Consider the following 21,251-nt stretch of genomic DNA (forward strand, 5'->3'; position numbering starts at 1 on the left):
TCTTAGCGGGCGGCGGCAGCCGGGCCAAGGGGGCAGATCAGGGCCGCGCCGGTGAACCCGCGAAACTGTCCATCAGCGTGGCGAAGGCCGCGCGCTCGGCACGGCTGCGTTCTAGCAGCGCGCGCGATGCCGCCAGCGGCCCATGCTCGGCGCCCGGTGGGGCGGAATAGAGCACCAGCAGGTCTCGCTGCGCCTCGGTGCCCTCTTGCGACACCGCATCCCAATTGGCGCTGCGCCAGGCGGACGCGCGCGCACCATCCGTATCGCCCGCCTGAAGGAAAGCGTTGCGCGCCAGCGCATATTGCCCCATCAACGCCGCCGCCTGAGCGCGCAACGCGGCTGCCTGCGCACCGTCGAGCGCCCCCAGATGCGCCAGCGCCGCCGGACCATCCCCCTCAAGCAACGCCGCGCGCGCAAGAAGCAGGCGCCCCTCTTCGCCCTGACCAAGCGCGCCCAGAGTTGTCCGCGCCGCTGGGGCAAACCCCTGATCGAGCAACCTCTCGGCAAGGTGCAAGCGCGTGGCCTTCGGCAGTTCGCCGGCCTTGATCATGGCGCGCTGCGCATAGAAGGCGCGCAGGAAAAGGGCATCGTCGGGCACATCGGCCAATTGTCCGATCAGGTCGGCACTTGTCGTGGCCCGCAACCCCTCCTCGGCAGCTTCGGGCCACTCGGCAAGCGCGGCAAAGGCGGGATCAAACCGGCCGACCGAGCCGAGCCCAAGGATCTGCGCGCGCAACACCGCAACGCCCTTGGCGGAGGGCAACAGCTCGGCCGCCAGTGCCTCGGCCTGCGAGATAGTGCCGTCGTCAATCGCCTCTCCCCTCGCGAAGCGCCCCTCGACAAACAGGATCAGCGCATCGACCGCGCTTTCCTGATTGCCGCGCATTAGCTCGGCCAGCTTGCTCTCGGGCAGTGCGCCCAGCTGTGCACCGATCAGGCCGAGTGAGGCCGCGGTTTCAGCCGGGGCGCGTTCAAGCGCCTTCCACACCGCCTGCGCAGCATCCTCGGCCCCAAGCGCGATCAGCCGGTCGGCAAGCGGCTGCGCGATCACGGTGCGCAAACCCGGGGGCAGAGCGGCATTGGCGCGCAGAACCGCGCCCAGATCGTAATCCCACCGCGACGGCGTGCCGCGCGCGCCAAGCAGTGCCCAAAGCGCGACCTTACCGTCGCAATTTCCCATCGTCAGGATCGTGCTTCCCTCCGGGCGCGGCAGATCCTCGACAACCGAAGCCATGAATTCGAGCGCGCGCGTCGTGTCGCTCGGCGCGGCAAGCGAGCGCAGAAGCAATCGCGCCTCGGCCCCGAAACCAAGCGCGACATAGACCCGCGCGAGGGCCACGACCTGATCGAGCTGCGGCTTGTCGAACTCTCCTAGAAGCCCGTTGCGCGCCGTGGCGATCTGCTCGGCCGGGGGGCGATCAGTCAGCCAGGAAGCGGCGTCGAACAACCGGTCCGGCAGGCAGGTCTCGCCATAGTCCGCCACCATGGCCTGATCGACCGGCCCCACGCCCTCGCGGTCGAATGCGGTCTCGGAATGCACCGCGAGGTGGTCGTTGATCTCCGCCGTTGGCTGAGGCGGCGCGACAGGTATCTCGGGCAAGGTAATCGCCGCGGGATCGACATGGATCAGCCCCTGAGCAGCCGCGCGCCCGATCTGGCGCAGCAGATCCTCTTCCGCAGCGCGGATGCGGCGATCTGGTTGCGGCAAAGCCAGAACGGGTTCGGGCAATTCGGACCTGCCGCGGGCTTCAAAAGCTTGAAATCGTTCGGAATAGGGCGGCAGAACCGGGGGCGGGGAGGGCGCGATCTCGGGGAACGGTGCCTCACGAAAGTCGATCACGACGGCACCGCTCGTGGTCTCGAAAGCCTTGGCCTCCACACCTTCGGCCACGGTCATCGCCACATCCGACCCACCGGGAAGCGCGGCCACTTCGGCAACGCGATTGCGCGGGATCAACCGGAAGACCGCGCTCAGATCATATCCACCGACCGGTCCATCGGGGCGCAGCGTATAGACGCCGTCAGCATGATCGAGGCCCCAGCCCACGCCCTGCGGCAGGGGAAACACCAGCCGGGTAAACCCGTCATGTTCGCCCGAGCGCACCGCCACCGGCTCTGCCACGGCGGGCGATGTCAGAGCCAGCCCGAGCACGATCAGTATAGCGCGGATCATGCCGCCTCCGCCTTCACGGCCTTCAGCGCATCTTCGAGTTCCGAGAAGCTCGGGCGGATGTGATGCGGTGTGTTCTGGCGTCCAACCTCGATGCAGATATTGGTGGCGTGGTTGTGCAGATTGGCCACCAGCACCTCGCGGATCAGCTTGTAAAAATGGCTGTCCTCATCAATGACCGCCTTGATCCTTGTGGCGAAGGGCGCGATGAACCCATAGGCCAGAAACACGCCTAGGAAGGTGCCCACCAAGGCGCCGCCGATCATCTTGCCCAGGATCTCGGGCGGCTGATCAATCGAGCCCATGGTCTTGATCACCCCCAGCACCGCCGCGACGATGCCAAGCGCGGGCATCGCATCGGCCACCGACTGCATCGCATGGCTCGAATGCATGGCGTGGTGGTAATTCGCCTCAAGCTGCTTCTCGAGCACCTCTTCGACCTGATGCGGATCGTCGTAATTCATCGAGGCCGAGCGCAGCGTGTCGCAGATCAGATCGACCGCCTCGTGGTCATGCGCGATCTTGGGATAGCGGCCGAAGATCGACGAGGCCTCGGGCGCCTCGATATGCTCCTCCACCGCGACAGGGTTTTGCCGCGCCAGCCGGATCAGCTCGAACAACAGACACAGCAGATCGCGGTAGTCCGAGGGTTTCCACTTCGGCCCCTTGAAGACCTTGCCGACCGATTTCAGCGTGTGCTTGATCGCGGCGGTATCGTTCGACAGCACGAATGAGCCCGCCGCCGCCCCTCCGATCATGATCATCTCGAAGGGCAGGGATTTGAGGATGATCCCCATCGTGCCGCCGGCCGCGACATAGCCGCCGAACACCATGGCAAAGATGATGACAATGCCGATTATCCCGATCATGCGCGGACTCCATCTTTTGCGCGATCCTGCCCCGGCAGGATTAAGAAAAGCCTGACTCGGTCAGTTTTTCGGCGCATTGGCATTGCGCCCCGCCAGAACGACGCTGATCGTGTAGGCGGCCTTCGGCTCCAGCCCCGCCAGCACCGCCGCCGCCGCGTCGGGGCGCATCCGTGCCAAGAAGCCCGCAGCGAATTCCGGCGCCATCTCGGCGAACAGCGGCGCGGCCTCTTTCGGTTTCATGTTCTCGTAGAGCGTGATGAGCCGCGCGACGTCTCCCTCGGCGGCGCCATCGGCGATCGCGACAGTGCGCGCGAGCTTCTCTTCGGCGGCGATCAGATCAGTCAGGCGCTCCTCGATCGCCTGCTGCGCCAATTCCTGAGCCTTTTCGCGATCCGCCAGACGCCCCTCCCGCTCGATCAGTCCATGCTCGCGCGCCTGCAAATCCGCCAGCAACGCAATGGTGCCGCCATCCGCCGGGCACTCTGCCGCAGCCTCGGCGGGGGCGCGTGCGAAGGCGGCGCCGACGCCCACCCCGAACCGGATCAGCGCCGACCCAAGAAACAGGAGCGCGATGAAGGCCATCCCCCCGCGCGCCGCCCTGCCGCGCCGCCGGGCCGTCATTCCGCGCCCTCCAGATCGCCGCGCGTGCGACGGCGCAGGACGCGGTGGCGGCGCCCCTCGCCCTCGGCACCCGGCAGATCGTGCAGCGAGGCCAGCATCAGCTCCAGCCGCTCGGCCCCCTGTTCGGCGCGCAGGGTCAGGGCCAAAAGCTGTTCGGCCGAGGCCGAGGCCGTCGCCTGCGCGTTTTGCAGCGCCCGCGTCATGTCATCGACCTGCGCCGAGAGCACCGCGATGGCGCCCCCCATCCCCGATTCGAGCCGGTTGAAGCGTTGCAGCCGCCGCGACAGGACGATGCAGTAGATCCCCGCCCCAAGCGCCGCGAGCCCCAGCAGCATATCCGAGATCACTTCCATCACGGCCTCCTCAGTTCAGCACGAATTCGATGACGAGCAGGTCGCGCACCCGCCCCTCGCCCACGACGATCTGGACCCGGCGCAGCATCTGCGCGCGCAGCCGGATCAACGCGCTCGGGTCTTCCAGCTCGGCCACATCGACCGCGCGCAGATAGCCGTTCAGAACATCCATCACCCGCGGCTTGAGGTGCTCGACATCCGCCTCGTAGGCCAGCGGCACCTCCAACTGCGCGCTGAACCGCAGATGCCGCGCGGCGGTTCCGCTGAGCGACACCACCATCGGATCGAGCGGCACGAAGGCGATCTCGGGCAGGGCCTCGGGCGTATCGCCGTGCGGCTCGGCCGCGTGCGGCGCGCCGAGAATCAGGCCGGAATAGACCGCGTAGAACGCCCCGCCCCCCAACCCGAGCATCAGCACAAGCCCGATCAGAAGCGGCAGTTTCGATCTCTTCTTCGGGGTTTCCTCCCCGGCGGTCTCGGTCTCGGCCATGGCAAACCCCGTGTCGTGTCTTCCCCGGCTATAACCCCGCAGCAACTAACCGATTATTAAGGGCAATCGCCGAAGGATGCTCAGGACGACCGGGCAGAAGCCCACTCAGCGGAGGTGCGTCTTGCAACAGCTCTTGTCCGTCTGGCAGGCCCTCGACACGCGCCGCCGCCTCATCGTGGGCGGCGCTACAGCCCTTGTCTTCGTGGCTGTGCTAAGCCTGTCTGCCATGGCCTCGAAACCTGCGATGGCGCTGCTGTACGCGGGGCTCGAAGGCGCCCAGGCGGGCGAGATCGTCAGCGCGCTTGAGCAACGCGGCGCGCTCTATGAGGTGCGCGGCGATTCGATCTATGTCGAGGCACCGCGGCGCGACGAGCTGCGCATGACCCTCGCCGCCGAGGGGCTGCCCGCAACTGGCGGCGCGGGGTATGAGCTGCTCGATTCGCTTTCGGGCTTCGGGACCACCTCGCAGATGTTCGACGCCGCCTACTGGCGCGCGAAGGAAGGGGAGCTTGCCCGCACCATCGTGTCGAACCCCGCGATTCGTGTCGCCCGCGTGCATATCGCAGCGCCCCCGGCGCAATCCTTCCGCAAGGATCTGCATCCGACCGCTTCGGTGACGATCCAGACCGCCACAGGCGGTCTGTCGGCGCAGCACGCCAAGGCCTTGCGCTACCTCGTCGCCTCGGCGGTGGCCGGGATGCGACCCGAGGATGTCTCGGTCATCGACGGCGCGGGCGGACTGATCGCCTCGGGAGAGGAAGACAGCGCCGCGCAGGGCGGCGAGGATCGCGCGGCCGAACTCAAGCGAAATGTCGAGCGCCTGCTTGAAGCGCGCGTGGGTTACGGCAATGCGGTCGTCGAGCTGTCGGTCGAAACCGTGACCGAACGCGAGGCGATCACCGAGCGCCGCTTCGATCCTGACGGGCGCGTTGCCATCTCGACCGATACCGAGGAACGCGCGAATAGCGCCAATGACAGCAAGGGCGGCGCGGTGACCGTGGCCTCGAACCTGCCCGAGGGCGACGCGGCGGCAGGCGGGCGGTCGCAAAGCAACGCCTCCGAGACGCGCGAGCGCACGAATTACGAAGTGTCCGAAACCACGCGCGAGGTGCTGCGCAGCCCCGGCGCCATCCGGCGGCTGAGCGTGGCGGTACTGGTCGATGGCATCGAAACCCTCGATGGCAACGGCACCCCGCAATGGCAACCCCGCCCCGATGAAGAGCTGGAGGCGCTGCGCGCGCTGGTCGCCTCGGCGGTGGGGTTCGACGAGGCGCGCGGCGACGTCCTCACCCTGCGCTCGATGGCGTTTGAGCCGCTGACCGAGGCCGGAACCGAGGCCGGAAGCGGGATCTTCGCGGGCGGGTTGGATACGATGCAGACGGTTCAGCTGGCGGTTCTCGCGGTGGTGGTTCTTGGCCTTGGCATGTTCGTCCTGCGCCCGATCCTGATGCAGCCGCGCCGGGCCGTGGCGCAGGTTCCGCCCGCGCTTGCAGGTAATGCCGCGCCCCAGGCCCTGACCGGCGAGATCGCCGATGAGGATACTTCGGGTGCCGACGCCCGCCCGGTGCAGGATGTCACGCGCCGTGATCTGGCGATCACGCGCGAGCCGCCCGACGCCGTGCCCGAAGACCCGGTGGCCCGTCTCAAGCGCCTGATCGAAGAGCGGCAGACCGAGACGGTCGAGATCCTGCGCAACTGGATGGATGACAAGGAGCACACCGGATGACCTCGCGCCTCGCACTTCAGTCCTTCGAACCCGTTGAGGACACGCCGGAACAATTCGCCCTGAGCCCGGTTGAACTGGAAGAGCTGCGCCTTTCGGCCTTTGAAAAGGGTTATGCCGCGGGCTGGGATGACGCCTCGGCCGCGCAGGACAAGGAACACGCGAAATTCCTGGGCGAGATCGCGCAAAGCCTTCAAGACATGGCCTTCGGCTTTCAAGAGGCACGCCAGCACCTGCTTGCAGCGCTGCAACCCCTGCTCACCGGCATGACCGCGAAGGTCTTGCCCGCGATCGTGCGCCAGACACTCGCCCCGATCGTGGCCGAACAGTTGATGCCGCTGGCGGCCGAGCAGGCGGCCGCGCCCATCACGATCTACGCGAACCCCGACGCCCTGCCCGATGTGCGCGATGCCATCGGCACCATCGCCGGCCTGCCCCTGACCTTCCTGCCCGACCCGCTGCTCAGCGGTGGGCAGGTGCAATTGCGGATGGGCGAGACCGAGACGCGGATCGACCTCGACGGCGTCATCGCCCTGATTGGCGAAGCCGTCGCCACCTACCTGAATACCCAGCATGAGGACGCCCCCCATGGATAATGCGGCCACACCCGACTCCCCCGGAAACCCCTTCACTCAGGTCCCGATCGAGATCACGATCTCGGTCGGTCGCGCCCGGCCGCTGATCCGCGACCTTCTGCGGATGAAGCGGGAAACGGTGCTGCCGCTCGACCGCCGCGTCGAAGACCCGGTCGAGCTGTTTGTGGGCGACAAGCTGATCGCACGGGGCGAGTTGACAGAGGCTGAGGGCGGTCAGCTTGCCGTGCGCCTGACCGAGGTCATCGACCTGCAAAACGGGCTCTGACCATGCGGTGGATGCTGCTTCTACTGGTGCTGGCATCCCCCGCCTCGGCGCAGGAAGTCAGCCTGTCGCTTGGCGGCGAGAGCCTCGCGCAACGCTCGATCCTGTTGATCTCGGCGATCACGCTGCTTAGCCTCGCGCCGGGGCTGGCGATCATGGTGACCTGCTTTCCCTTCATCGTGACGGTCCTGTCGATCCTGCGGCAGGCGATGGGATTGCAGCAATCGCCGCCCAACATGCTGATCGTCAGTCTCGCACTGTTCCTGACCTGGTTCATCATGGAGCCTGTCTTCATGGAAAGCTGGCGCCAGGGGGTCGAGCCACTGATCGCGGGCACGCTGGAGCTTGGCCCGGCGCTTGAACGCGGGATCGCGCCGTTTCGCGGATTCATGGCGCATCGCACCGACCTCGAGACGCTCGGCTCGCTGGCGCAACTGCGCGAGGGCGCGCCTTTTGAGGGCGAGGCGCAGGCCGCACCGCTGTCGATGCTGGTCCCGGCCTTCATGCTGTCGGAAATCACCCGCGCCTTTGAGATCGGCTTTCTGGTCTTCCTGCCCTTCCTGATCATCGACCTCGTGGTTTCGGCGATCCTGATGTCGATGGGCATGATGATGGTGCCGCCCGCTGTCGTGGCGCTACCCTTCAAACTGGCCTTCTTCGTCGTCGCGAACGGCTGGGTGCTGATCTCGGATGCGCTGGTGCGCAGCTATTTTTGACGCCTTACTCCGCCGCTTCGGGCAAGCGAAAGCGCGTGATCAGGGCCGCCAGCTCGGGGCGGCACGATCCGCAGGAGGTGCCCGCGCCAAGCGCCTCGCCCAATGCCTGAACGGTCAGCGCGCGGCCTGTCTCGATCGCTTCGCGGATCTGGTTCAGCCCCACGTTCAGGCAGGCGCAGACCGTCGGCCCCGGATCGGGCGCATCGGCACCTGGGCGGCCAGCGAGAACGGAGGCCGCGTTCTCGGTCCCCACCCGCGCGACGATATGGGTGCGCGCCAGCGCGATCGGTTCGCGGCCTACAAACAGCGCGGCCAGCAGGCGGCCGTCTTCGTGGAAGGCGATCCGCGCCCCGCCCCGCGCGGGGTCAAGCACCGTCGCGACCTCGGCCTGCGGCAGGTTGAACAGGGCGCGCGCATAGGCCACCCAATCCTCGGGCGCCTCGGTCCCGGCAAGCTCCATCCGCCAGCCGCTTGAAGACCGCAGCCGAGTCCAATAGGGCGCGTCGGGCGCGGGCTCATCCTGACCGCTGACGGCAAAGCCATACCAGCTGGCGGCAAACCGCTTCAGCGCAACGACCGAGGCCTTGCTTTCGGGCTGGCCCGAGACCGGGTCGGTCACTGCCTTGACCAGCGCGTCGATCCGCGCGGCCGAGGCGGTCTCGGCCGTCCAGTGCATGGGTGCGAAAACCTCGCCGGGGCGAACCGCGTCGGACAGCAGCACGCGCAGCACCGCGCGTCCCTCGGGCGAGGTCACCTCGACAAGATCCGCCGGGCCAAGCCCGAGCGCGTCGGCGTCAAGCGGGTGGATCTCAAGATAGGGTTCGCCAAGATGCTGGTTCAAACGCGCGGATTTGGACGTGCGCGTCATCGTGTGCCACTGGTCCCGCGTGCGGCCGGTATTCAGACGATAAGGGTAGTCCGCCGATGGCGCGCTTTGCGGCGCACGCGGAACGATGGGCAGCATCCGCGCCTTGCCATCGGGGGTGTGGAACTGCCCGTCCGCGAAGAACCGGCCGCCCTTCTTTGCAGGCCCCAGCGGCCAGGTGAATGGAGCAAGCCCCGCGTATTCCGACGGGGTGATCGCAGCGTGATCCGAGATATCGAAATCCACGCCCTGCGCACCGGCGACGCCCGAAAGCGCCGCATATTCGGCGAAGACTTCAGAGGTCAGAGTCCAGCTGAATTCCGCGTCCCAGCCCATGCGGCACGCCACATCTGCCAGGGTGCGCCAGTCGTGCCGCGCCTGCCCCGGCGCCGGAAGCACGCGGCGCTGGCGGCTGATCGTGCGATCCGAATTGGTGACGGTCCCTTCCTTCTCGGCCCAAGCGGTGGCGGGCAGCAGGACATGCGCCAGCTTCGCGGTATCCGTCCGGTCGGTCACATCGCTGACCACGACGAAATCGCAGCCCTCAAGCGCAGCGCGCACCGCATCGGCATCGGGCATCGACACGACCGGGTTGGTGTGAATGATCCAGATCGCCTTGATCTTGCCCTCAGCCACGGCGCGGAACATGTCCACCGCCTTTAGGCCCGGCTTGTCGGCGATGGTCGGCGCCTGCCAGAAGCCCTGCACCGCAGCGCGATGGGCGGGGTTCTCGATATCCATGTGACAGGCGAGCATATTGGCCAGCCCGCCAACCTCGCGCCCGCCCATGGCGTTGGGCTGACCGGTCACCGAGAACGGCCCCATCCCTGGCTTGCCGATGCGGCCGGTCGCCAGATGGCAGTTGAGGATCGCATTGACCTTGTCGCTTCCCGAGGAGCTTTGGTTGATCCCTTGGCTATAGACGGTGACGACCTTTTCGGTGCCGATCCACAGATCGCAGAAGGCCGCGATCTGTTCATCGCTCAGCCCGCTCAGCGCGGGGTCCGAGGCCCGCGCGGCCGCCAGCGCCTCATCGAAGCCGTTCACGTGATTCAGATAGGCGCGGTCCACGGCACCGCGCGTTTCGATCTCGGCCAGTAGCGCGTTGAACAGCGCCGCATCCCCGCCCGAGGCGATGGGCAAGTGCAGATCGGCAATGTCGCAGGTCGCGGTGCGGCGCGGATCGATGACGACGAATTTCATCTCGGGGCGGGCGGTCTTGGCCGCGACCAGCCGCTGGTAAAGCACCGGGTGGCACCAAGCGAGGTTCGAACCCGTCAGCACCACAAGGTCGGCCTCTTCCAGATCCTCATAGAGGCCCGGCACGGTATCGGTGCCGAAGGCACGGCGATGCCCCGCGACGGACGACGCCATGCAAAGCCTTGAATTCGTGTCGATATTCGCAGACCCGATGAAGCCTTTCATCAGCTTGTTGGCGACGTAGTAATCCTCGGTCAGCAATTGGCCCGAGACGTAGAAGGCCACCGCGTCTGGCCCGTGATCTGCGATAACCTCGCTGAAACGCTCGGCCACAAGATCCAGCGCCTCGTCCCATTCCGCCTCGCGCCCGTCGATCCGGGGCGCCAGCAGGCGATCATCGAGCGAGATCGTCTCGGCCAGTGCGGTCCCTTTCGAGCACAGGCGCCCGAAATTCGCCGGATGCTCGGGGTCGCCCTTGACCACGACCGTCCCGCTTGCGTCCCGCCCGATCAGCACGCCGCAGCCAACCCCGCAATAGGGGCAGGTCGAGCGCGTCATCGACGCGGCATCCATTCGGGCAGGGCGAACGCGGGCGGGGCGAATATTCATCTTTGGGCACTCCGAAGGAACGCTTGGGCAAAGCCGCCGGGCGCGGCTGTGGCGATCTGTGTCTGGGGAAGGCCGTCGCCGCCCACCGCGCTACGCGGCAAGGCTGCAACGGCCACCCGAGGGTCCGCTGTATCGCCACCCTGAAAACCGGGGCCGAAGATCAGCGTGTCGCGCATGGCCGAGATATCCGCGCGCTCCTTGATCAGGCTGAAGAACCAGTTGCTGTCGATGGTGTCGCCATACATCACCGCGCCGATCAGGCGCTCACCCTCAAGGATCAGCCGCTTGTAGATGCCGTGGCCCGGATCGCGGAAGACGATGTCCTCGCGCCCCGGCCCTTCGGCAAAATCGCCCGCCGAGAAGAGGTCGCAGCCGGTGACCTTGAGCTTGGTCGAAACCTCGCGCGTGACATAGGCGGCCGCCTCGCCGCGCAGGGTCGCGGCCAGCACCTTGGCCTGATCGTAAAGCGGAGCGACGAGGCCGAAGATGTGGCCGTCATGCTCGATACATTCCCCAAGCGCGAGGATATCCGGGTCGCAGGTGACAAGCGCATCGTCCACCTGGATACCGCGCCCGCAGGCAAGCCCCGCTTGTTGCGCCAGTGCGATATTGGGGCGAATGCCCACCGCCATCACAAGGATCTCGCAGGGCAGCTCGCGCCCGTCGCGCAGCTTCAGCGCGCGCACATGGCCGTCTTCACCCAGGATGGCCTCGGATTGCGCCTCGCACAGAACCTCGATGCCGCGATCCTCCAGCGCGTGGCGCAGCAGGGCACCCGCGGCGGGGTCAAGCTGACGTTCCATCAGGTGACCCATAATATGCACCACGGTCACATCCATGCCGCGCATCTTCAGGCCGGCTGCCGCCTCAAGTCCCAGAAGACCGCCGCCGATCACCACGGCCTTGCCGCCGCGCGCAGCCGCGCCGATCATCGCATTGGTGTCTTCGAGGTCGCGATAGGCGATCACGCCTTTCAGATCGTGCCCCGGCATCGGGATGATGAACGGGGTCGAGCCCGTGGCGATCACCAGCTTGTCGTAGGAAACCGGCCCGTTTTCGCCCATCACCACCTTGGCGGCGCGGTCGATCGCGGTGACCTTCTCGCCGAAGCGACAGGTCACGCCCTGCGCTTCATACCAGGCGTCATCATGGGTGACGATTTCTTCGTAGGTCTTCTCGCCCGCAAGCACGGGCGAGAGCATGATGCGGTTGTAATTGCCGCGCGGCTCGGCGTTGAACAGCGTGACCTCATAGGCGCCCGGGGCTTCGTCGAACAGATGTTCGAGCATCCGCCCCGAGGCCATTCCGGCTCCGATGACGACAAGCCTCTGCGCCATCACGCGGCATCCTTCTTATGCGCGCCGTGTTCGTATTCTTCGAGGAAATCGAGCACTTCCTGGCGGTAGTGGTAGTAATCCGGGTGATCGAGCAGCGCCTTGCGGGTGCGCGGGCGCGGCAGGTTGACCTCGGTGATCTTGCCGATGGTGGCGCGGGGGCCGTTGGTCATCATCACCACGCGGTCGGCCAGCAGGATCGCCTCGTCCACGTCATGGGTAACGCAGACGGCGGTGACGTTGGTGCGCGACCACACTTCCATCAGCACTTCCTGCAATTCCCAACGCGTCAGGCTGTCGAGCATCCCGAAGGGCTCATCAAGCAGCAGAAGTTTGGGCGAGAGTGCGAAGGCGCGGGCGATGCCGACGCGCTGGCGCATCCCGTTCGACATATCCGAGGCGGGCTTGTCCATGCTGTCGCCCAGACCGACGCGCTCGAGATAGTATTCGACAACCTCCTGACGCTCGGCCTGACTGGCCTTGGGATAGACCTTGTCCACACCGATCGCCACGTTCTCCTTGGCGGTCAGCCAGGGGAAGAGGTTGGGCGACTGGAACACAACGGCACGCTCGGGGTCGGCCCCCTCGACGTGGATACCGTCAAGCTTGATCGCGCCTTTCGAGATCGAGTTGAGGCCCGCCGTCATCGTCAGCACGGTGGATTTGCCGCAGCCCGAGTGACCGATCAGGCTGATGAACTCGCCCTTCTTGACGGTCAGGTTGAAGTCCTCGACCACGGTCAGCGGGCCTTTCGGCGTCGCGTAGATCTTGTGCAGCTGCGAGTATTGCAGGTAGCGCTCTTCGGCAAAGCTTTGCGCGGCCGAGGCCTCCTCATAGGCCTTGGGCACCATCGCATGGCGCGGCGTGACGTTCGGCAGGCGGCGGGTTTCCTCGGTCTTGCCCTGGATGCCCACGTCCATCAGGTAGCTGGTGACGGCGGCGCGCAGATGCATGAAGGTCGGGTCTTCGTTCATCGCCGAGCGGTCGCGCGGACGCGGCAGATCGACCTTGAACACCTCGCCCAGGGTGCCATCGGGGTTGAGGCAGACGATGCGGTCGGCCAGAACCAGCGCCTCGTCCACGTCGTTGGTGATCAGGATCGCGGTGCGGCGGTCGGCTTCCCAGATCTGCTCGATCTCGGCGGCGACATTGGCGCGGGTCAGTGCGTCGAGCGCCGAGAGCGGCTCGTCCATCAGGAGAACCTCGGGCTGCATCGCCAGCGCACGGGCCACGGCGACCCGCTGGCGCATCCCGCCCGACAGTTCCGCCGGGCGGCGATCGACGGCGTGGCTCAGCCCCACCATCTTGATGCAGTTCGCCACGATCACGGCGCGCTCTTCCTTGGTCTTCTTGCCATGCACCGCCTCGACGGCCAGCGCGATGTTCCCTTCAACCGTCAGCCAGGGCATCAGCGCGTAGGACTGGAACACCAGCCCCCGCTCAGGGCCCGGGCCGGTGACCGGGGCGCCCTTGAAGATGACTTCACCGCGGTTGGGCAGTTCCAGCCCGGCGATCAGGTTGATCAGCGTGGTCTTGCCGGTGCCCGAGAAGCCGAGCACCACCAGGAACTCACCCTCTTCGACGCTCAGCGAGATGTTCTTGAGAACATGGGTGGCGTTGTCGCCCTCGCCGTAGCTTTTCGAGACGTTCTTCAGTTCGAGGAAGGACATGGCGCCACCTCAGCGGTTGTTCGTGAAGGTGAAGAGCGACTGCAGCGCATACATCACGCGGTCGAGCAGGAAGCCGATGATGCCGATGGTGAACACAGCAACCATGATCCGCGCCAGCGACTGCGAGGAGCCGTTCTGGAATTCGTCCCAGACGAATTTGCCAAGGCCCGGGTTCTGCGCCAGCATCTCGGCGGCGATCAGCACCATCCAACCCACGCCCAGCGACAGACGCAGACCGGTGAAGATCAGCGGCAGGGCCGAGGGCAGCACGAGGCGGGTGATCTTCTTCCAGGCGCTGAGCTTGAGCACCTTCGAGACGTTCACCAGATCCTTGTCGATCGAGGCCACACCCAGAGAGGTGTTGATCAGCGTCGGCCAGAGCGAGCAGAGCGTCACGGTAACGGCCGAGATGATGAAGCTTTTCGAGAAGGCGCCATCACCGCCGACATAGACCGCCGAGACGACCATGGTCACGATCGGCAGCCACGCCAGCGGCGAGACCGGCTTGAACACCTGCACCAGCGGGTTGATCGCGGCATTGGCGGTGGGCGAAAGACCCGCGACGATCCCCAGCGGAACGGCCACGGCGGTGCCGATCAGGAAGCCGAAGAACACCGTCTGGATCGAGGTCCAGATCTGCTGGTAATAGGTGGGCTTGCCGGTATAGGCGCGCACCTTGACCTTGTCGGCCTTGCCATCGGCCACCAGTTGGGCGTTGCGTTCGTCCTGACGGGCGTAGAAATCTGCCTCTTTTTGTTTTTCTGCTATGGCATCCTGATGCAGGACGCCGACCTGCTCCCAGACCTGCAAGGGGCCGGGAATGGCGCCCAACGAGGTCTGCACCATCGGCGCCAGCGCCGACCAGGCGGCAAGGAAGGCCACGATGGCCACGACCGGCACACCCAGAAGGCGCCAGACATCCTTGACTTGGTTGCGCGGGTTGTCGCCCGCGACCAGGCGCAGGATCGGGGTCAGCCAGGGCAGGCCCAGAACCTTGAACCAGCCGTCAAGCTTGGTGATCCGGGCAAACCGTTTGGCCCGGCGGACTTCGCGCGCTTTCTCTTCGGCGGCGTTGGTGGCAATGGGGTCAATGGCGGTCATTTTCATGTCCTGACTGAGAGAAGTTCTGGGGAGGGGCGCCCCGGAGGGCACCCGCCTGAGTTAGTTGGAGACGACCTCGCCGCCTTCGACGGTCTCGGCGCCTTTCAGGCCGATCGTGAGGCTGTCGAGATAGGCATTGGGTGCTTTACCGTCATAGGCGACGCCGTCGATGATGTCGGCGGCCGGGGTCGGCTCGCGGTAGCCATCTTCATCGAAGTCGAACTGGTCGGCCGGAATGATGCCGTCATCGATCAGCGACTGCGCGGCTTCCTGGTAGATATCCGGGCGATAGACCTTCTTGGCGGCTTCGTCATACCACGCGTCGGGCTTGGCCTCGGCGATCTGGCCCCAGCGACGCATCTGGGTCAGATACCAGACCGCGTCCGAGTAATAGGGGAAGGTCGCGTTGTAGCGGAAGAACACGTTGAAATCCGGAACGTCTCGCTTGTCGCCCTTTTCATACTCGAAGGTGCCGGTCATCGAGTTCGCGATCACCTCGGCGTCGGCGCCGACATATTCGGGACGCGAGAGGATCTCGACCGCCTCGGTGCGGTTGGCGTTGCCGCCCGCATCCAGCCACTCGGCAGCACGGATCAGCGCGCGGGTCAGCGCCTTCACCGTCTCGGGGTTCTCGTCGTTGAACTTGGCGGTGATGCCGAAAACCTTCTCGGGGTTGTTTTTCCAGATCTCGTAGTCGGTCACGACCGGCACGCCGATGCCCTTGAACACGGCGGCCTGGTTCCACGGCTCGCCCACGCTATAGCCATAGATCGTGCCAGCCTCGAGCGTGGCGGGCATCTGCGGCGGCGGCGTGACGGACAGCAGGGCATGCGCGCCGATCTGGCCCGAGACATCCTCGGGGCTGTAAAGGCCGGGGTTGATGCCGCCCGCGGCCAGCCAGTAGCGCAGCTCGTAGTTATGGGTCGAGACCGGGAACACCATGCCCATGTTGAAGGGCTTGCCCTCGGCGCGGAACTTCTCGATCACCGGCTTGAGCGCGGCGGCCGAGATCGGGTGCACCGGCTTGCCGTCAGCGCCCATCTCGACATAGGGCTTCATCATCTCCCAGATCTCGTTCGAGACGGTGATGCCGTTGCCGTTGAGGTCCATCGAGAAGGGGGTGATCACGTCGCCCTGGGTGCCGTAGCCGATGGTCGCGGCGATCGGCTGGCCGGCCAGCATATGCGCGCCGTCAAGCTCGCCCGAGATCACGCGGTCCAGCAGAACCTTCCAGTTCGACTGGGCCTCGAGGGTCACGTATAGGCCCTCATCCTCGAAGAAGCCCTTTTCCTTGGCGATCGCCAGCGGGGCCATATCGGTCAGCTTGATGAAGCCAAGCGTCAGTTCGTCCTTCTCGACATCGAAGGCCCATGCGGGCGTCGAGAGAAGGGTGGTGGTCAGCAAGAGCGAAGCAAAACGTTTCATGTCATCCCTGTCGTGTTGTTTGCCCGTCGTGGGTGAAAAAGAAAAAAGCCGCTCAATCGGTCTTCTCGGGAGGAGAGGGGAAGACCTGATCGAACGGCTTTGTTCGGCATCCCCGGCGTCGGGGATCTGTTCGCTTTGGGACATCGTTGCCCCGCTGCTTTGATCTAACTATCCGCCTGCCGCAGCGCAGCGTCAACGTCGGATCAAAGCCATGCTGCCTCGCAGCAAAACTTTCTCGACACACCGCACGAAACTGCTGAATTTTTCATCGTGCTAGCTCCGAGGGGTCAAAAACGCGGCGGTCGAAGAAGCGATCGGCGGGCAGAATCATGCTGCCGCGCTCCGAGGCGACGGGCGTTGGCATGGCCAGCGCGCCCTCCAGCTTTTCCGAAGCGCCGGGCAGATCGGCACCCGCATCGCGCAGGTGCTGGCGGTAGAGATCGGCGCGGAACACCTCGCCCGCGGCACGCGCCGCCCAGGCCTGGTCCAGCCCATGCCGCTCGGCCAGACGCACGCCGATCCAGGCGGCCTGGCTGCGCCACGGGAAGGTCGCCGCGCCCTCGAAGAACTCGATAAGGTTGGGCACCTCGCGTTCTTCGCCGCTGCGCGAGATGATCAGCCGCCCTGAGACCGCGCGGTCGATGACTTCGGCCGAGATCGGCAGGCGCCCCGGTGCCGAGAGGATGTCGGAGACAAGGAATCGGTTCTCGGGCGCGCCGATCCAGCGACAGGCACGCCAGACCGCGCGCATCATGCGCCCGGCAAGATCGGGGTTTTCGTCGGCCCAGCCACGTCGCACCGCCAGAACCTTCTCGGGCGCGAAGGACCAGATCGCGGACCCCGGCAGCAGCAACGTGCCCACCCCAAGCTCGACCGCGTGCGAGCCCCAGGGTTCGCCCACCGCGAAAGCGTCAATTTCGCCCGCCTCCAGCGCCTGCGGCATCAGCGCGGGCGGCACGGTGCGGATCTCAAGCAGCTCAGGCAGCGGCTGGCCGAGGTTCTCAAGCCAGTAATGCACCAGTTCGGTATGCATCGAGAAGGGGAATGGCACGCCGATACGCAACCGCCCCCCCGCAGCTTGCAGCAGCGCGCGGCCCGCCGAATAGGCATCGGTAAAGTCAAAGGCGAACCCTTCGGCGCGCATCTTTTCGGCCAAGGGCTCAGAAACGCCGATCACGTCGCCATTGGCATTGAGCAGTTGCAGCGCGTCGAACCTTGTCCGCGCGGCCCCCAACCCAAGCGCCATCGCGACCGGAACCGGCGCCAGCATCTGCGCCCCATCCACGATCCCCATTGCCAGCATGTCGCGCAGCGCCGACCATGACGGCGCGCTGTGCAGGCTCAGATCAAGGCCCTCCTGCTCGGCAAAACCAAGGGCCTGCGCGATGAACAGCGGCGCTGCATCGACAAGCGGCAGATAGCCAAGGCGAAGCGGAATGACATTCATTTGAGCAACTCCGCCGCTGTCACCAGGGCCTGGGCCACATCGGCGATTTTCTTGCCCTGCGCCATGGCCGTCTTGCGCATCAGCGCATAGGCCTCGTCCTCGCCCACGTTGCGGGCGCGCATCAAAAGCCCCTTGGCGCGATCGATGATCTTGCGCTCTTCCAGCGCGCGGCGCGTCGCGGCCAACTCGGCGCGCATCTTCTGCACCATCTGGAAGCGCGCGATGGCGGCATCGAGAATAGGCTTGATCCGCTCGGGGCGTAGCCCGTCCACCACATAGGCCGACACGCCCGCATCGATCGCGGCCTGAGTCATGCCGCCATCCGTGCGATCAACGAACATCGCGACCGGGCGATCCATCGGCGAGGTCGCCAGTGCCAGTTCCTCAAGCATATCGCGCGAGGGCGAGGCGAGGTCGATCAGGACGAGGTCGGGGTTTCGCTCGGCGATGCGGCGCGCAAGGCTGCTTTCGTCGCCGATCACGACGACGTCGTGCTCGCCCGCCTCGCGCAGCCCATCGACGATCATCAGGGCGCGTTCACGGTCTTTCTCGACAACGACAATGGAAAGCGGTCGGGGCATGGGGCACCTCTGTTTGATAGTTGGGTCGTGCAAGGGCCGGGCTTTGACAAGTTGCGCCCCGTTGCTAGTGCCGACGCCCGCCCGTCAAAGAATGAGTATGCCTGTAATTGCGCCGATGCGCGCAAAATATAGGCATCTTGAAATTCGCGCGCCCCCCTTCCCCATCCGGCGGTTCGCTGCCAATCATGCGCAGACCGTCCGCCGATCCGGAGAGACGGCACTGCCAACTGTCTCATCGCATCGGCATCTGATCGCTCTGTCTGGCTATGTTCATCTGACTTGATGCCGATGCAGACAGATGGGACGGGGCCAACGACTTCGTTTCAATCTTTGTGCGGTGCATTTCGCCTGACAGACTCTCCGACGGATCCGTTTCGAGCCGTCGGCCTCAATCTAGAGCTCGATATGATCGCCTTGTCTGCCGGTTCCGCCGAATGTCGAAAGGTGGCTTAGATGGCGTCACGACGGATGTGAGGATTTCAGGGGCGTATCGTCGTCCAAAGTGATCGTCTGGCGTTCGATCATGCGGTGTACGCGCACGGGACCATTCCCCTTGTGCAAGGCGAGAAGCCGATCCGTGACGCCGCCGTCAGCTTGCGTGCGCCGCTCGTGGTGACGAACGTATTCGACCCAGGTCGGGACATGGTAGGCCTCGGTCCAAATGTCCGGGTTTTCGAGATCCCGCAGCAGCGACCATTGCTGCGCCCCGTCCCGGATGCGGATGCGCCGCCTTTCGTGCATGAGTTGCAGGAACGTGGGCACGTCTTCTTGCGCAATGTCGTAATCGACGAGGATCATGATTGGTCCACTGCGCTGCGTCAGGTCGAGACGAAGATCGGGTTCCTTGAAGCGGTTCAGTGGATCGAGGTTGAGGTGTTCGGAGTTGGGCAGGGGGGCAAGAAGTCCGACCGCGGCACCCATCGCAAGCATTGCGGCAGCCACTAGGAGTGCCGAACGCAGATCGGTCTTTTCAGCCAGAGTTCCCCAGAACCAGCTCCCACCTGCCATGCCGCCAAAAACCCCGGTTTGGTAAAGTGCGAGAACACGACCGACTACCCATCGCGGAGTTGAAAGCTGCATCGTCACATTGAAAAGCGATAGCGAGACAACCCAGCAGACGCCGGCAGCAAGCATTGCGGCGGCACAGACCGCGAAATTTTCGCTCAGGGCGAGGATGGTGGAACTTGTCGCAAAGCCTAGGAAGCCCATCCGGGTAATGGGTTCGTTCCGGAACTGGGCTCTGAGCCGAGCATTGCCGAGGGCACCGACGACTGCGCCGAAGCCGAAGCACCCGAGAAGTGCACCGTAGATGATCGCATCGCCGGCGAGATGATCGCGAACGACGAGGGGCAGCAGCGCCTGGATCGCGATCGCGGAAAGGCCGAAGAGGAAGCCTCGCAAAATAACGCGAGTGAGGTTCGGGGACATCGCGACGTATCTCAGCCCTGCCGAGAAGGCGATCCCCAGGGGCTCGCGTGGCAAGCGCCGGGGCGGAAGGGTGGGCCGCCAGTTGAAGAGCGCCGCGATGATCGCGACATAGCTCAATGCATTCACAGCGAAGGCGGCGGCCACACCTGCAAGCGCAATAATGACCCCGCCTGCGGCCGGGCCGATGCTGCGCATCATATTGAAGCCCATGCTGTTGACAGACACCGCAGCCGGAAGCTCATCGCGCGTAACGATATCCCCAACGGACGCCTGCCAGGACGGGTTATGCAGTGCAGTTCCGCAGCCGATGAGAAACGTGAACGCGAGGAGAAGTGGGGCGGACAGCAGCTCTTGATAAGCCAGAACTGCAAGGCTGACGGAGACCAGGAGCATGAATGACTGGGCGGCAATCATGATCTTGCGGCGGTCGAAGTTGTCGGCAAAGACGCCGGCCGCGAGCGAAAAAACCATAATGGGAAGGGTAACCGAGGCTTGGACCAGCGCCACCATGCTTTGTGACGAGGTGAGTGCGGTCATCATCCATGCGGCGCCCACCGACTGGACCAGGCCTCCGAAATTCGACGCGAGGGTCGCGATCCAGAGCATGCGGAATGTCTGGTTGCGAAAGACAGCGAGTGTCGGTTCCGAGTTGGGCATGTCGTGACCTGTCGGGAAGGTTGTGACAGCGCCGCCATGGCATGATGCGCGCGCCACTCGCGTTTATGCATTGCACAGGGGCGCGACTGCGGCAAGTTGTCAAAGGTTTGGAAGATCGCTCATCATCGCCACCGACATTGCAAGCGCATCATGTCGACTAAGCAATCCAGAGCAGGCAATTGATTGAGCACTCGCCTGCTGAAAGCGAGACTGCGTGTTGACCAGTCGCTTTGTGAGGCGGATATCTGGCCTTATGGCAGGTTGGCAGGGGCCCGCGAGGTCATCTAGCGTCTGAATCGCTCCGCCGCGGGTGCTTTGAAAATTACGCCGTGGCGTAAACGAGCAATATTTACGTTGAAGCGTAATATGTTTTTTTACGCTCTGCCGTAAAAGGAACCGTATCATGGACCTCTCCGTCAGAACAGCCGATCAGATCGGCGAAGCGATCCGACGCGCGCGCAAGGCGCGAGGCTGGACACAGAGCGATATCAGCGCGCGCACCAATCTGCGCGTGGCGACGATCTCGTCGCTAGAAAACGGCGATGCGGGCACAAAGCTGGCGACGCTCTTGGCCGTAATGGCCGCGCTCGGACTGGAGTTCAGGGTAGTCGATCGCGGCAGCATGGTCGAGATCGAGGATATCTTCTGATGACCAGACGAGGGCGAAGCGGAACGATGCAGGTGCTTCTGAACGGACGGCTAGTGGGCTATCTACGCCTTGCCAGCTCCGGCGCGATCAGTTTTTCCTATGATCAGGACTGGCTCGCTTGGGAGTACGCCATGCCCGTCTCGCGCTCACCGCCCCTGCGTGAAGAGCCGCACCAGGGCGCGCCGGTCATCGCCTATCTGGAGAACCTCCTGCCTGACAACCAGGCGATCCGTGAGCGGGTGGCAACGCAGGTGCGCGCGGGAGGGACCGATGCTTGGCACATTCTGGAGCAGATCGGGCGCGACTGTGTGGGCGCGCTTCAATTCGTTTCAGGCGATGTGCCCGAGGTTGGCAAGCTTTGTCCGTCGTCAGAACATTTGGCGCAACTCGTGGCGTAGATTAGCGGAGAGCGGGCCTCGTCTGTGGGATGATGTTATGCGGCGAGCTTGTGGTGCTGCAAGCGCCGATATTCGAGGGTCTGTCGT

General features: G+C 65.0%; 18 protein-coding genes and 1 pseudogene. 6 read left to right on the forward strand and 13 right to left on the reverse strand.

What is annotated here, in order from left to right:
- Positions 1–37: 37 nt before the first annotated feature.
- From LZA78_RS16310 to LZA78_RS16330, 5 genes are read right to left on the reverse strand one after another with little or no spacing between them, the layout of a single operon-like run.
- Positions 38–2,173, reverse strand: coding sequence for a hypothetical protein (locus LZA78_RS16310; protein ID WP_233677978.1), 2,136 nt, complete (start codon positions 2,171–2,173; stop codon positions 38–40).
- Entirely contained in the window at positions 2,170–3,039 is an 870-nt protein-coding gene (gene motA, locus LZA78_RS16315; protein WP_233677979.1) for a flagellar motor stator protein MotA, read from the reverse strand. Before motA ends, LZA78_RS16310 begins: the two co-directional genes overlap by 4 nt.
- A 60-nt stretch (positions 3,040–3,099) precedes the next feature.
- A complete protein-coding gene (locus LZA78_RS16320; RefSeq protein WP_233677980.1) occupies positions 3,100–3,660 on the reverse strand; it encodes a MotE family protein in 561 nt (186 codons plus the stop codon).
- Complete coding sequence (locus LZA78_RS16325) at positions 3,657–4,013, reverse strand: hypothetical protein (RefSeq protein WP_233677981.1); 357 nt, start codon at positions 4,011–4,013, stop codon at positions 3,657–3,659. Before LZA78_RS16325 ends, LZA78_RS16320 begins: the two co-directional genes overlap by 4 nt.
- 10 nt (positions 4,014–4,023) lie before the next feature.
- Positions 4,024–4,503, reverse strand: a complete 480-nt coding sequence (locus tag LZA78_RS16330) for a flagellar basal body-associated FliL family protein (RefSeq protein WP_233677982.1) — start codon at positions 4,501–4,503, stop codon at positions 4,024–4,026.
- A 76-nt stretch (positions 4,504–4,579) separates the two neighbouring features.
- Here LZA78_RS16330 and fliF point away from each other — a divergent pair, with 76 nt between their 5' ends.
- The 4 genes from fliF to fliP are packed head-to-tail and all read left to right on the forward strand — an operon-like array spanning position 4,580 to position 7,800.
- A complete protein-coding gene (gene fliF / locus LZA78_RS16335) occupies positions 4,580–6,229 on the forward strand; it encodes a flagellar basal-body MS-ring/collar protein FliF (protein WP_233677983.1) in 1,650 nt (549 codons plus the stop codon).
- Positions 6,226–6,822, forward strand: coding sequence for a FliH/SctL family protein (locus LZA78_RS16340; RefSeq protein WP_233677984.1), 597 nt, complete (start codon positions 6,226–6,228; stop codon positions 6,820–6,822). The genes fliF and LZA78_RS16340 overlap by 4 nt, the downstream gene beginning before the upstream one ends.
- A complete protein-coding gene (locus LZA78_RS16345; protein WP_233677985.1) occupies positions 6,815–7,087 on the forward strand; it encodes a FliM/FliN family flagellar motor switch protein in 273 nt (90 codons plus the stop codon). Before LZA78_RS16340 ends, LZA78_RS16345 begins: the two co-directional genes overlap by 8 nt.
- Before the next feature lie 2 nt (positions 7,088–7,089).
- On the forward strand, positions 7,090–7,800 hold the full coding sequence (gene fliP, locus LZA78_RS16350; protein WP_233677986.1) for a flagellar type III secretion system pore protein FliP: 711 nt from the start codon (positions 7,090–7,092) through the stop codon (positions 7,798–7,800).
- Positions 7,801–7,804: 4 nt separating this feature from the next.
- Here the strand turns inward: fliP and LZA78_RS16355 are convergent, their stop codons facing one another.
- From LZA78_RS16355 to LZA78_RS16390, 8 genes and pseudogenes are all read right to left on the reverse strand, one after another.
- Entirely contained in the window at positions 7,805–10,423 is a 2,619-nt protein-coding gene (locus LZA78_RS16355; protein WP_233677987.1) for a nitrate reductase, read from the reverse strand.
- Positions 10,424–10,506: 83 nt separating this feature from the next.
- Positions 10,507–11,811, reverse strand: a pseudogene (locus LZA78_RS16360) (NAD(P)/FAD-dependent oxidoreductase); the annotation flags it as partial.
- The gene (locus LZA78_RS16365) at positions 11,811–13,478 is read right to left on the reverse strand and encodes an ABC transporter ATP-binding protein (RefSeq protein ID WP_233677988.1); all 1,668 of its coding nucleotides are present in this window, start codon (positions 13,476–13,478) and stop codon (positions 11,811–11,813) included. The pseudogene LZA78_RS16360 and the gene LZA78_RS16365, both read right to left, overlap by 1 nt.
- Before the next feature lie 9 nt (positions 13,479–13,487).
- Complete coding sequence (locus tag LZA78_RS16370) at positions 13,488–14,579, reverse strand: ABC transporter permease (RefSeq protein ID WP_233677989.1); 1,092 nt, start codon at positions 14,577–14,579, stop codon at positions 13,488–13,490.
- A gap of 60 nt (positions 14,580–14,639) precedes the next feature.
- Positions 14,640–16,004, reverse strand: a complete 1,365-nt coding sequence (locus tag LZA78_RS16375; protein ID WP_233677990.1) for a CmpA/NrtA family ABC transporter substrate-binding protein — start codon at positions 16,002–16,004, stop codon at positions 14,640–14,642.
- 265 nt (positions 16,005–16,269) lie between these two features.
- On the reverse strand, positions 16,270–17,451 hold the full coding sequence (locus LZA78_RS16380) for an ABC transporter substrate-binding protein (RefSeq protein ID WP_233677991.1): 1,182 nt from the start codon (positions 17,449–17,451) through the stop codon (positions 16,270–16,272).
- Complete coding sequence (locus tag LZA78_RS16385) at positions 17,448–18,032, reverse strand: ANTAR domain-containing response regulator (RefSeq protein WP_233677992.1); 585 nt, start codon at positions 18,030–18,032, stop codon at positions 17,448–17,450. The genes LZA78_RS16380 and LZA78_RS16385 overlap by 4 nt, the downstream gene beginning before the upstream one ends.
- A gap of 459 nt (positions 18,033–18,491) precedes the next feature.
- Positions 18,492–20,117: an MFS transporter gene (locus LZA78_RS16390; RefSeq protein WP_233677993.1), complete on the reverse strand. Its 1,626-nt coding sequence runs from the start codon at positions 20,115–20,117 to the stop codon at positions 18,492–18,494.
- A 403-nt stretch (positions 20,118–20,520) separates the two neighbouring features.
- Between LZA78_RS16390 and LZA78_RS16395 the strand changes: the two genes are divergently transcribed.
- Positions 20,521–20,766, forward strand: coding sequence for a helix-turn-helix domain-containing protein (locus tag LZA78_RS16395; protein ID WP_233677994.1), 246 nt, complete (start codon positions 20,521–20,523; stop codon positions 20,764–20,766).
- The gene (locus LZA78_RS16400) at positions 20,766–21,164 is read left to right on the forward strand and encodes a HipA N-terminal domain-containing protein (RefSeq protein WP_233677995.1); all 399 of its coding nucleotides are present in this window, start codon (positions 20,766–20,768) and stop codon (positions 21,162–21,164) included. Before LZA78_RS16395 ends, LZA78_RS16400 begins: the two co-directional genes overlap by 1 nt.
- Positions 21,165–21,251 lie beyond the last annotated feature (87 nt).

This window comes from Rhodobacter flavimaris, from assembly GCF_021378075.1.
In the GTDB taxonomy this organism is placed as follows: Bacteria; Pseudomonadota; Alphaproteobacteria; order Rhodobacterales; family Rhodobacteraceae; genus Rhodobacter; species Rhodobacter flavimaris.